The organism is Paramuribaculum intestinale, assembly GCF_003024925.1.
In the GTDB taxonomy this organism is placed as follows: Bacteria; Bacteroidota; Bacteroidia; order Bacteroidales; family Muribaculaceae; genus Paramuribaculum; species Paramuribaculum intestinale.
The window spans coordinates 25,088-37,761 of sequence record NZ_PUED01000005.1; the positions used below are offsets into that span (position 1 = coordinate 25,088).

General features: G+C 57.7%; 10 protein-coding genes. All 10 read right to left on the reverse strand.

Annotated features, from left to right (window positions below; translation table 11 throughout):
- Positions 1 to 86 precede the first annotated feature (86 nt).
- Positions 87 to 410, reverse strand: a complete 324-nt coding sequence (locus C5O24_RS01115) for a hypothetical protein (protein ID WP_107035023.1) — start codon at positions 408 to 410, stop codon at positions 87 to 89.
- Positions 411 to 416: 6 nt separating this feature from the next.
- Complete coding sequence (locus C5O24_RS01120) at positions 417 to 698, reverse strand: hypothetical protein (protein ID WP_133165421.1); 282 nt, start codon at positions 696 to 698, stop codon at positions 417 to 419.
- A gap of 293 nt (positions 699 to 991) precedes the next feature.
- Entirely contained in the window at positions 992 to 2,077 is a 1,086-nt protein-coding gene (locus tag C5O24_RS01125; RefSeq protein WP_107681344.1) for a glycosyltransferase family 4 protein, read from the reverse strand.
- The gene (locus C5O24_RS01130) at positions 2,074 to 4,143 is read right to left on the reverse strand and encodes a GumC family protein (protein ID WP_107035026.1); all 2,070 of its coding nucleotides are present in this window, start codon (positions 4,141 to 4,143) and stop codon (positions 2,074 to 2,076) included. Before C5O24_RS01130 ends, C5O24_RS01125 begins: the two co-directional genes overlap by 4 nt.
- A 27-nt stretch (positions 4,144 to 4,170) precedes the next feature.
- A complete protein-coding gene (locus C5O24_RS01135) occupies positions 4,171 to 5,412 on the reverse strand; it encodes a hypothetical protein (protein WP_107035027.1) in 1,242 nt (413 codons plus the stop codon).
- A gap of 61 nt (positions 5,413 to 5,473) precedes the next feature.
- Entirely contained in the window at positions 5,474 to 6,298 is an 825-nt protein-coding gene (locus C5O24_RS01140; RefSeq protein WP_107035028.1) for a polysaccharide biosynthesis/export family protein, read from the reverse strand.
- 264 nt (positions 6,299 to 6,562) lie between these two features.
- On the reverse strand, positions 6,563 to 7,966 hold the full coding sequence (locus C5O24_RS01145; protein WP_107035029.1) for a glycoside hydrolase family 57 protein: 1,404 nt from the start codon (positions 7,964 to 7,966) through the stop codon (positions 6,563 to 6,565).
- Between the two features lie 48 nt (positions 7,967 to 8,014).
- The gene (locus tag C5O24_RS01150) at positions 8,015 to 9,271 is read right to left on the reverse strand and encodes a glycosyltransferase family 4 protein (RefSeq protein WP_107035030.1); all 1,257 of its coding nucleotides are present in this window, start codon (positions 9,269 to 9,271) and stop codon (positions 8,015 to 8,017) included.
- Between the two features lie 15 nt (positions 9,272 to 9,286).
- A complete protein-coding gene (locus tag C5O24_RS01155; protein WP_107681345.1) occupies positions 9,287 to 11,233 on the reverse strand; it encodes a glycogen debranching enzyme N-terminal domain-containing protein in 1,947 nt (648 codons plus the stop codon).
- Between the two features lie 139 nt (positions 11,234 to 11,372).
- Positions 11,373 to 12,674: MATE family efflux transporter (locus C5O24_RS01160; RefSeq protein WP_161553751.1), on the reverse strand; the 1,302-nt coding region annotated here is incomplete at its 5' end.

A 12,674-nucleotide genomic window follows, 5' to 3' on the forward strand; every position in this document is an offset into this window, starting at 1 on the left:
CGTTCGTGATTATGATACAAAGCCCCTGCGTCCATGATGCGACGCAGGGGCTTGCTTTCTATGGGTAAAGCCCGGTGGGATTGAGGTCAGAATGTGATGGACGCGCCGATTTCGAGACGGCGGAGGGATGCGTCGATGATCCAGTTGCCCCGTCCGAGGCATCCGGGTGCTTCGGCCTTGTAGGAGCGCTCCGAGTGGTTGAAGCCAATGAAAAGATAGCGCAGTTTGAGATCTACCGGACTATTGGCGATGCGATAGGCTATACACGGTGTAAATCCGACCTCTGTCATGTCGGTATGCTTATATGGATATGTATTATTATATCCGTTGATAAGGTATCCGTTTGAATCGTAGGTATTAAATGTGGCGTGAGCTTCGGTGATGAGGCGAAGTCCTGAAGCAAATCTCATGAAGCTCTATTCTCCATATATGCCGACCCCGACATACTCGTTGTAATCTTTGAATTTTTCATATCTGAAAAATGCACCGGCCTCCCAGTCAGCGTTGAATTTATATCCGATACGCGGCGAAGCTACCAGACCATAGTGGTTGTCGCTGTGATGATTGAAAGAGCGATGGCTGTGGCTGACTCCGAACAGTGCCGATACGGTGATTCCTCGGTCGTCGCTGAAGTCGATGGCTTGGCTCTGGTATATAGCACAAAAAGCGGCCATGATTGTAATAATAAGTCTTTTCATGGAGAAAGTGTGAATTAGATGGGTTATTTACGATGTTTATATTGTCGACCGGATGGTAAGTATATTCTGATAGTTATTGGATTGGGTTTTGCGCAAAGTTGTAGAATTTAATTCTGAAAATCAAGGTTTAATATTGTTAAATAAGATTAATAACAGTAAGGCGTGTTATGATATTCACAACATATTAGCTGAATGGGTAATACGCCCGTTGGACGTTGTGCGGCGTCGGGATCGGATGCGCGTAGCGAAGGGTAATGGTGACTATGCAGCGGGATGATGGTGGTGTGGGATAGTCAGAGGGAGTGATAGAGGTCGAGGACGGCGGCGGCGATGCGATCCCAGTCGTAGTCGGCGAGGTTGTAGGTGCGGCGTGCATGGCGCGCGGTCTTGTCGAGAATAAGTGCGGTCAGGGCGGCGGCGTCGCCGGGAGGAAAAAAGTCGGCGGGAGCAAGCTGCGGCAGGCGGCACGATTCGATGTCGCTCACAGCTACGTCGAGGCTGTGGCTCATGGCTTCGAGGAGTGCTATGGGGAGTCCTTCGTGGAGCGATGGCATTACAAACAGGGCTGCATCGGCCAGCAGGGCGTTGATGTGTGATCGGTCGACGGCTCCTGTCATCACCACTCCGGATTCGGCTGCGAGCCGTGTGAGTGCCGCCGAGTAGGCTGTCGGATGGTCGGCTCCTCCGGCCACTACGATGCGCAGGCCGGCTTCGCGCAGTGCGGGGGCTGTTTCTATAAGTGTGTGGAGGCCTTTTTCGGGCACGAGGCGTCCGACGGCCACGACGTAGCGGCGCGGCTTTAGTCCGAGCGACGAGATCCATTGCGGGTCGGATGCTCCGGCGTCGGGAGGGTTGACTCCGTTGGGTATTGTGAGGAGTCTCCGGTGAGAGCCGTAGCGTGAGGTCAGTGACTCTGTGATAGGCCCGGAGATGGATATGACGGCGTTGCTTGTCAGCATTGCCGCGCGCTCTCCGAGGCGCAGTGCGAGGCGTGCGATGCGTCCCCATTTAGCGCGGTTGTAGTCGTGGCCGTGGAGTGTGGTGACCACTTTCATGCCGAGCAGACGTGCGATGGGCGCCATGAGAGCCGGTCCGCAGGCGTGGAGGTGGATTATGTCGGCTCCGGCCATTCGTGCCTTTACGACGGCCAGAAATGTGTGTATGATAGTTTCGGTCGACTGCCGTCTGGGGGAGTAGAGTGTGTCGAGCCTCACGCCACGGTAGGCGGTGCCGGCATCGGGCGACATATACGGACGGCGGCACATCACAGTCACATCGACTCCCCGGGCGGCTATCCGCGTATAAAGCTCGCGGCAGTGGGTCTCGACGCCTCCCTGTATGCCGGGAAATCCGCGTGTGCCTGCTACTGCGATCTTCATGTGGTGGAGATAGCTATGATGAGGTGCTTCGGATCAAAGCCTTCGAGCTGTCGTATCAGGTGTCGGCGGCCGGTGGTGTTCCGGCCTACGATGAGGAGCAGCGCAGCGCCGTCGGCGTCGGCAAGGGTGTGCAGTTCGTCGAAGTGTCCGGGATCGGGCACTTCGACGAACAGATAGTGTCCGGCCGACGTCGCGGCTTTTGCCCGCGAGTCGAATGCCGGCGACAGTAGGGTGTCGTTGTCGGTGACGTCGTTGATGATGTCGGCTGTCATTCCGGCGCGCTGCATGGCGTCGGTGATGGCCGTGATCGCTTCGCCGGGGGCGTCGATCAGGGCTGTATAGATGGTCAGCGGAGTGCGTCCGGCGGTGATGAGGGAGCGGAGTGTGCGCGCTCCGTCGCGGGGTTTGGTGAGGTCGATGACGGATGTGCGCTCTTCAAGTCCGCATCGCCTGAGGTCGAACGGGTCGGCGAGGCGGTCGCGGCATCGCAGGGTGAGCGACACTCCGGCGCCGATGAATCCGAGCATTGCCACAAGTGCGAGCGCGGTAACTGTCAGTGGTCGTCTGGCCGAAGGCTTGAGGGCTGTTATGGCCGGGTCGATGATGAAGCCGGTGGTGTTCTCCGAGTGGTATTGCAGCAGGGCGTTCTCGCGTTTCTGCAGCAGGAATGTGTAGAGTTCGTTCTTGATGTTGTTGTCGCGGAATATCTCCATGAACTCGCGCTCGTACGAGGGGAGTGCGTGGAGGTGGGAGTCGAGCGCTCCGGTGGCGCCCTTGCGGCGGTCTTCGGCCATTCGTGCTCCTTCGAGGAGCTGTGTGAAGGATGAGATGATACTCGTGCGCAGCTGGTCGATGCGCTGTTCGGCGGCGATAAGGGCGGTGTTGCCGGGCTTGGCTGAGCGCAGCAGTTCCTGTCGGAGCATCACCTGCTCGTTGTAGGCAGTTATGAAGGCGTTGGGTCCGCTCTCGGAGCCTGCGCTCGCCGACGATCCGGGGATGACTACTGCCGGAAGGAGTCCGGTGTGTCCTTGCCGGAGTGTGTTGAGTATCTGTTCGAAGTAAGCTATCTCTGCTGTGGTCTTGAGTGTCTCTTCGTGGGAGTCGAGGCTTTTCTCAAGAAGAATGGGGGCTTCGTTGCCGATGCTGATGAAGTTGGCCTTGGTCTTGAATTGTTCCACTCGCTTTTCGCTTTCGGTCAGTTCGGAGAAGATGTCGGCTATACGTTCGTCGAGAAAGCGTATCTCGGCCTCGGCGATCAGGTGTGTGCGTTCAAGTCGCTTGATATTGTACTGTCGCATGACCTCGTCGAGTATGGCGCGCCCGCGGTCGCGTCCCACGTCGGTGATAGTGAGGCTTATGGCGTCGGACATCTTGTCGGCTATTTCGATAATCACCTTTTTGTAGAGCATGGCGGATGCTTCCGGCGTGCCTGTGAGGGCTGCAACAAACCGGCGTGAGTCGGTCGATGCGGTGTCGAGCGATGGCCCCGGGGCGATGGTGACATCTCCGAGCGGTGTGGGGATGCTGACGGGCAGCTTCGCGTCAGAAACCTGGGCGGAGTATTTTCCGGCTTTGAGCGATGCGGAAACCTTGCCGTCAGGGTGCAGGGTGATCTCGGCCTTGACCGGGACGGTGAGTGTGTCGAGAACGCTCCGTGCCATGCCGACGAGCAGTGGAGGCTCGGCAAACAGCAGGAGTTTGCGCAGTCCGTGGCGTTCGGAAAGCTCCGTGTTGAGGTTGAGCGCCGTGACGGTGCGCCGCATCACGTCCATGGTGTTGACGAGCATTATCTCGTTGTCGACGCTTGTGGTGGAGGCGCCTCCGATGGAGAATGTGCGCATCATCTGTGCCATGGGGTTGGCTGTCTGCGCTGGTTCGGACGAGCTGTCCTCTATGAGCATAGTGGCTGTGGATTCGTAGCGCGGCTGGGTGATGCAGCAGAATGCCGTGGCCATGGCCGCTATGAGGGCGCATCCGCCAAGATAGATCCATCTGTGGGAGCGTATGGCGCGCGCTATGCGTCGCAGGTCGATTTCGTTCTTGTCAGTGGTGGTGTTGGTTGCCATTGTCGGTTGGGGAGGATATGATTGACTTTATGACTGATTTCCTGAGGTGTGCGATCCGTAGGTGGCGGGAGTCGCGGAGCAGATGATGCCGAGGAGCATCATGCTTACTACTCCGGGTGGCTGTACGAGGGTGGTGCTGGCTATGCTTTCGATCAGCATAAACAGTATGATGATCCATGCGATGGCGAAAAGCGCCTTGCCTTGTGCCAGTGTGCGTCGGATGCGTCGCAGCTTTGCGGCTACGTATATCCAGAAGGCAATGAATAGCGCCACGCCGGCGAGTCCCAGCTGTGCGAGCGAGGGGTAGTAGGCGTCGCAGATGAAGTCGGGTTGCGCGGGCGTGAGTCCGTAGACGTGGTTGAGACCATATTCATAGTAGACCTTCGAGTAGTGGATCTCGCCCGATGCATGGGAGGCGAACGATGCGAGTCCGCTGCCGAAGGGGATGCGCGAGATCATGATCAGGAGGGCTGCGGCATAGAGTGCGGGGCGTGCGAGGTTTTCGATCCCTCCGCCACCGCCTCGGAGGTCGTAGCCGAGGTCGATGAAGTAGAAGCGGAATTTATTCCATCCGACTGCCGCCACCAGTCCGCCGACCACAATGGCTGTCAGTAGCTGTCGGCTCGGTCTTATCGGTCGTCGGATTCGCATGTAGACGAGGATGAAGTATAAGCTCACCACGCATGTGCCGAAGAATTTGGCTCGGCCGGAGGGGAGTCCGAGGGCGAGGAGCATGAATGCCATGGCTTTGTCGGTGGCCGATATGCTTCCGTCGGGACGGATGGAGCAGAGCAGCCACACGGCGAAGCTGATCACGGCGGTGATGCCCACTATGCTGATATGCATGATCAGGAGCTGTACGGTCTGGTTGCTGAAGGCCGATATGGCGGCTGCGGTGATCGCGTTGACCACGGCTATAGCGCGGAGTATCCGGCGGTCGGCGTCGGTGAACCGCGGCCCGACTGCCACGAATACGGCGAAAGCTATGTAGGGTTTGAGTTGTATGAGGTAGTCGACGGCGATGGCGTAGGGGGTGTTGTAGCTGACGGCTGTGATCGAATAGGCGGCATAGAGGGCCATGATGCCCGTCATTACCCACAGCAGGCTGTAGCGGCACCATGCGCTGTTGACGGCTGAGTCGGTCAGTGCCAGGGCTATGAGGGCTATGACAGTAAGCTCATCGACAGGCTTGACCAGCTGCGTGGATGGGAGCAGCAGAGCCAAGGCGAGGATGAGTATCCATGTGCATATTCGGTCGGTTTTGAGCACTTTGTCGAAAGGTGGTAGGGTGAGGTCGGTAGTGTAGTGTTTCGGTGGCGTCTGTTGACGGTCAGTGGACGGCGAGGGCTATCACCAGCGATGCGATGACCGATATGGCTCCCACTACGGTGGAGATCACCGATAGCTTGAAGGCACTGTGCTGGTTGTATCGTGAGTTGGCCTGACGTATTTCGTTGGGTTCGACGATTATCACGTCGTTCTGTTTCAGATAGTAGTAGGGCGAGGCTGTGATGGCCGGATCACGAAGGTCGAGCCGGACATATCGGGCGCTGTCGGCCTCTTCGCGTATGATGGTTACATTGTCGCGGCGTCCGTACTCGGTCATGTCGCCGGCGGCGGCGAGTGCGTCGAATATCGAGAAGCGCTGCGATGGCACATGTATGCGGTGGGGGTTGCGCACCTCGCCCATGACATTGACGTGGAAGTTGGTGATAAGCACTCTGACGTTGGGATCCTTGACATGCTGTCCGATCCGCTCTATGAGCATGTCGCGGAGCTGCGACGTGGTCATCCCGGCTGCGTGGATGGTGCCGAGTTTCGGGAATTCGATGTTGCCTTCTCTGTCGACGAAGTATGACTGCTGCTGGCTGTCGGTGATGAGGTTGCCGACTCCGGTGGAGAATGAGGCGTTGCTGTTGGGGAGGTTATACTCCGATGTCGCGGCCGGTATGGCAGAGGTGACGATGATCTGGAGTTCGTCCTCGGGCTGTATGGTCACTTTGTAATCGGATTTTGACAGTGTGCCCTGGCGAGAGTCGCCGAGCTGTTCCATGTAGGTGAGATGGCTGGAGTGGCGTCCGGTGCGGCATGAGGCCATGGTCAGTACTATGGCTGTGATGAGCGCGATGCGTGTGATAATGGATCGGTTGTTCATTTGTCGGTCGTGATGGCGCGGTGGCGCCTGATTCTCTGTTTGAGATAACGTCGAAGGTGTTCCGATATTGTGGAATGGCGGCTGAGGGGGTGATAAAAAAGATCCGGCCACCTTTCTATCAAGGGAGCCGGATCCTTCGGCATCATGCTGAGATGATGCCAGATGTTGTCTTAGGTTGAATTATATCTGTTGTATTGTTGTCATGTCTTTCTGACCTTAGGCGCCTTGGCGGACGGCTGTCGGTCAGATCGACGGGAGCTGTTCTCAAGCCTTTTTGGCCGCGGGTTTGCGCCCGGGTTTCTTTTTGGCGGGAGCCGGCTTTTCGGCAGTCTCGGTCTGCTTCTGGCGGAGGAGATGTTCCTCGTTGTAGTGTTCAAGGTTCTGCCGCATGGAGCTGACTTCCTTGTTGAGCTGTTCTATCTCGCGCTCCTGGTTGCGTATGGTGGTCAGGAGTGAGTTGAGCTCTTCGTTGTCGATGGTGAGGGGGTACTGTTCCTCGACCCTGACGATGAAGTCGGCCAGCACGTTCATGTAGTTGGTGAACGCCTGGAAGGGTGTGTCGTAGGGCGAGAAGTGGGAGTGGACGGCTCCGTCGGCAAAATGCTTTGTGGCCATGTAGAAGAAATGGTCGGATGCCTGGAGGTAGTTCCAGTCCTGTTTGAGGCGGCGGTCGTCGCAGAGTCTGACGCGTTCGGCCACGGAGTATAGCTTGTCGAACGCTTCCTGCTGGAGCTTGTTGCCGAGCCATGCCGATGTGTCGCGTGCCTCGTCGGCCCACGATATGGGGTGCATCACCGACAGTTCGCCCACGGCCTTGAGCTTCTGCACGGCTTCGGAGGGTGTCCAGAAGTCGATGCCGCGCTCTCTGGCGAAGCGCGGGAGCGCTTCGAGGAACTGGAATATGCCTGTGTCACGGCTCTGCATCTCGCCGAAGGTCTCGAGGTTCATGAACAGGTTGATGATCTGCTCGTCGGCGGGTGTGGATGCGATCCAGTCGATGTATTTGTCGGCTGTGAGGGGATATGCGTCCCATTCGGGGTTGGAGAAGCGGAACGAGATGTCGTCGCTCAGCTTGGAGTTTTTCAGCAGGAGCTTGAGCTTTGGCTGAGTGGCCGCGGCGTAGACGTAGTTGGGGCTCTTCCATCCGAGTATGTGCTTTGCGCCCTCGGTGATCACTCCCTTGTAGCCCATGGAGTAGATGTGCGGAGCCATTTCGTCGCAGTAGATCAGCTCGGTGTTGCGGAGCACTTTGGGCTTCACGCCGAAGAGCTGCTCTATCTTGTCGTCGTGGGCCTTGACCTGTGCGGCGAATTCCTCGGGGTCGGCAAGCGACGAGAGGGAGTGGGCGTAGGTTTCGGCGAGGAACTCGCACTTGCCGGTCTCGGCGAGGCGTTTGAGCAGGTCGATGAATTCAGGCACGTAGTGCTCAAACTGCTCGAGGGCGGTTCCGGTGACGGAGATGGCGCAGCGGAACGCTCCCTTGCTCTCGTCGATCATCCTGAGGAGGCTTTCGGCGGCCGGTATGTAGGAGTTGCGCGCTATGCGGCTGACTATGTCGTCGTTGGCGAAATCGTCGTAGTAGTAGTGGTCGTTGCCTATATCGAAGAAGCGGTAGCGCTTGAGGCGAAACGGCTGGTGAATCTGGAAATAGAAACAGATCGCTTTCATGATTGATTATGGTGAAGTTTTTTGTTTTCTAAGGTGTTGTCACGGCGCTCAGTGCACGTAGCGCTTGTAGATGTCGATCACTTTTTGTCCGGCTTTGTCCCAGGTGATTTTGTTCACTTCCTCGAGTCCGTCCTGCCGGAGCTGCTCATACATGGCCGGATAGGTGATGATGGAGTTCATGGCGTCGGCCATTGCGTCGATATCCCAGTAGTCGGTCTTGATCACGTTGTCGAGTATCTCGGCGCATCCGCTCTGCTTGGATATGATCGATGGGCATCCCATCTGCATGGCTTCGAGGGGCGAAATGCCGAACGGTTCGGAAACGGAGGGCATCACATAGACGTCGCTGGCCTTGAGCATCTCGTAGACCTGTTTGCCGCGCTGGAATCCGGGGAAGTGGAAGCGGTCGGCTATGCCGCGCTCGGCGGCGAGCTGTATCATCTTGTCCATCATGTCGCCTGAGCCTGCCATGACGAAGCGCACGTTGTGATTGTTCTTTAGCACTTTGGCGGCGGCTTCGACGAAGTATTCGGGGCCTTTCTGCATGGTGATGCGTCCGAGGAAGGTGATCACCTTGTCCTTCGACTTGTGTTCGGGCACGTCCTTCTGCTCGTCGGTGAGCGGTGTGACGGCGTTGTGGACGGTGGTCACTTTTGCGGGGTCAACTCCGTAGTTGTTGATGACGATGTCGCGTGTGTGGTTGCTGACGGTGATGATGTGGTCGGCGTGGTTCATGCCGTCCTTCTCTATGCCGAACACCGTCGGGTTGGGCTTGCCTCTGGAGCGGTCAAACTCGGTGGCGTGGACATGGATCACCATCGGCTTTCCGGTCACCTGCTTGGCGTGGATGCCTGCGGGATATGTCAGCCAGTCGTGGGAGTGGATTATGTCGAAGTCGAGCGTGCGGGCCACGACGCCTGCCACGATGGAGTAGTTGTTGATCTCCTCGAGGAGGTTGTCGGGGTAGCGTCCGGAGAATTCGAGCGCGCCGAGGTCGTTGGTGCGCATGTAGTTGAAGTCGGCGTAGATGTGGTCGCGCAGACGGAAGTAGAGGTCGGGATCCATCAGTCGGCCTATGCGCTGCTCGACGTAGTCGCGGTTGACGTCGCGCCATGCGATTGGCACCTGCGATGCGCCGATGATGTGGGCGAACGTCTTGTCTTCGTCGCCGAAGGGTTTGGGTATGACGAATGTGATGTCCATGTCGCCACACTCCCACATTCCTTTGGTGAGTCCGTAGCTGGCGGTGCCGAGTCCGCCGAGGATATGGGGCGGGAATTCCCACCCGAACATTAGAGCTTTCATGGAGCGTTGTAGGGTTTACAGATTGAATTTTTTGAGTGTGGTGAGCGTGCGGAGTATCTCGGCTATGTTGGTGACATGGCTGATGGCTCCTCGGCCGGAGAATGGCGGGTTGCCGTCGTAGAGCTGCGAGAGCGATCCGATGCACTGGTTGGTCATCTCGTCTTCGTAGCCGATGAGCATGCGGTCGAGATAGCCCACTCCGCTGACTCCGAACACGCGCAGATAGGCGTCGGCGTAGAATCCGAAGAGCCATGGGCGTGCGGGGCCGTTGTGGAGCGCCATCTCGCGTTCTTCAGGCGATCCGAGATAGAAGGGACGGTAGCCGAAGCTTTTCGGCGAGAGCGTGCGCAGTCCTTTGGGGGTGAGCAGCTCGCGGGTCACCACGTCGAGCACTCCCTTGCGCTGGCGGCGGTCGAGCGGCGAGTAGTCAAGTCCGATGGCCACGGCCATGTTGGGACGCACCGATGGATCGGCATACGTGCCGTTGACGTAGTCGTAGAGATAGCCGTAGTCGTTGAGGAAGGTGTCGATGAACGACTGTTTGAGCTTTTCGGCCGTCGACACCCAGAGCTGACGCTGCGGGGCGTCGGCCTCGGGCAGCTCTTCGGTGAGCGATGCGCACCACATCAGGGCGTTGTACCATAAGGCGTTGAATTCGACCATGTAGCCTGAACGCGGAACGAGCGGGCGTCCGTAGAGCGAGGCGTTCATCCAGGTGACCGGTGTGGCTGTGCCGATGGAGTAGACCAGGCCGTTATCCTCCACCCGCAGGTTGGGGTGGCGGTTGGAGATGATATATTCCATGATCTCCTTCACGAGCGGGAGATAGCGTTTGATGGTGTCGTCTTTGCCGTAGGCTTTGGCATATTGCTGCAGAGCCCAGATACACCAGAGCGGTATGTCGGGCAGGTCGATGCCTCCGATGCGCTGCGAGAGTTCGCCCGTGTTCATGAAGTGGACGAGCGCTTCCCGTCCGCTCTCCATGATGGCCTCGAAGTCTTCGCGGTGGTTGATGGCTATCGTGGCTCCGGGCAGTGCCATGAATGTGTTGCGGGCGAGTACTTTGCCCCAGGGATATCCCGAGAGCAGGAACATTCCGTCCTTGTCCTTGAAGTAGCACTGCTTGACGGCGTTTTTCAGACAGTTGAAGAACGAAGTGCGGCAGGTGCGGGTGGCTATCTCGGTCTCATACATCTTGCTGATGGAGCGTGGCGACACTTCGCTGACTCCGGCCGAGAATATGATCGATTCGCCTTTTTTTATCGGTATGTCGAAATATCCGGGCACCCACAGGTCCTCGGTGTAAGGCACGCCGCGCTCAAGATCCTTCAGATACTCGAAGCCGTTGTACCAGTTGGGCTGATAGTGCCATTCGGGTTTGTGGTTAAACTGCATGTAGAGCCTCGGATAGCCTTGGTAGAGGCAGCAGCTGACTCCGTTGGGGGCGTCGTCGACCTGGGTGTTGATGGCGTCGTTGGCCATTACCAGGGCGTTGGCTTCGCGGAACGCAAGCATCGGGCGGAAGCGGAGTGTCGTGGGTGAATGTGCCTCGACGAGGGTGTATCTTACGAGAATGCGGTTTTCATGGGATATGAACATCTTCTCCTTGGTGAGGATCACGCCGCCCACGCGGTAAGTGGTGCGGGGCACGCTCTCGCAGTCAAACTCGCGTATGTATTTGTGGCCGTTTGGACTGTATACGCCTCCGCTGTAGCGGTGGAGTCCGAGATTGAACTCCGCTCCATGCTGTATGACGGTGCAGTCGAGCGACGACAGCAGTACGTGTGACGAATTGCCCATCTCCGGGATGGGTATCACGAGCATGCCGTGCTGTTTGCGGGTGTTGCAGTCTACCACAGAAGTGCAATGATAAGCACCTGACTGATTGGTGCGGAGCATTTCCTTCATCAGACTCTGCTCCAGATTAATCATGAGGTTTTTATCAAATTTCAAGTAGCTCATGTTATTGTATTGTTAAGGTAAAAATTTCAAGGGTATGATTTATTGAGCGAATGTAGCCAATTTTTTGATGAAGTGCAAATTTTTCTTGAATTTTGGCTGAAAAAACCCTTTATTATGCCGTCGACGGGTAGCTGTGGCGTCATTTTGTCGCTTTTGTGCCGGCAAAGCAAGGCAGTGGGGCGGCCGGTAGCCGCCGCAGCTGAAAAGCTATCATCAGAGCGGTGACGATGGTGGCCATCACGTCGCTCGACGGAAACGAGAGCCAAACGCCGTCGAGTCCGAGCCGGTCGGGCAGCGTCAGCAGGAGCGGTATGAGGAATATCACCTGGCGGGTGAGGCTGAGGAATATCGACTTCCCGGCTTTGCCGATCGACTGGAAGAAAGTTGTGGCCACGATCTGGAAGCCGACCGCCCAGAATGCGAGCAGCGACAAAGAGAGCGCTCGCGAGGTGACCGCTATCAGTGTCGGGTCGGTGGTGAATGCGCGGGCTATGAGTCCGGGCCATAGCAGCCCGAAGGCGCATCCGGCGGTCACTATGGCTGTGGCGGCTCCGGTGGCGAGCCAGTAGCATCGCTTCAGACGACCGTAGAGTCCGGCGCCATAATTGTAGCCGAGGATCGGCTGCATGCCCTGGCACAGTCCCACGACCACCATCACCAGCAGCGACGTGTAGGTGGTGAATATTCCAGAGGCCGCCACGGCGTTGTCGCTTCCGTGGGTATAGAGCGAGGTGTTGACTATCACGTTGATGGCGCTTCCGGCCAGATTGACGAGGCTCGGGGCGGCTCCGATGCTTATGATGCCGGCGATTATGCGCCAGCGCAGCCGGTAGATGCCGCGGGTGAAGCGCAGTGTGCTGTCGCGGCGCATGAAGTGGGCCATGACGAATATCATGGAGCATGTCATGGCTATGTCGGTGGCTATGGCCGCTCCCTTTATGCCCCAGTCGAATACGAATATGAATATAGGGTCGAGGATCACGTTGATGCCCGCTCCGATAAACATCGTGAGCATGGCGCGGGCCGGATAGCCCGATGCCCGCATGATGTTGTTGAAGCTGAACGATATGTTCATCACCATCATGCCCGGCAGCAGGCAGACCATGAAATCGCGCGCGTAGGGTAGCGTGGCCGGGCTGGCTCCGAAAGCGAGCAATATGTCGTCGAGAAAAATCCGGAAGAGGGTCAGATATACCAGAGCGTTGACGACGATCAGCACCAGCGCGTTGCCGAGCACGAGCTGCGCGCCGCGCCGGTCGGAGGCTCCGAGCATTATTGAAACGCGCGCGGATGCGCCCGCGCCTATCAGCACTCCGATGGCCGTCGACACGTTCATGACCGGAAACGTGATGGCGAGTCCGGCGATGGCCTCGGTGCCCACGCCCTGGCCTATGAATATGCGGTCGATCACATTATAGAGCGAAGTCACCACCATGCCCAC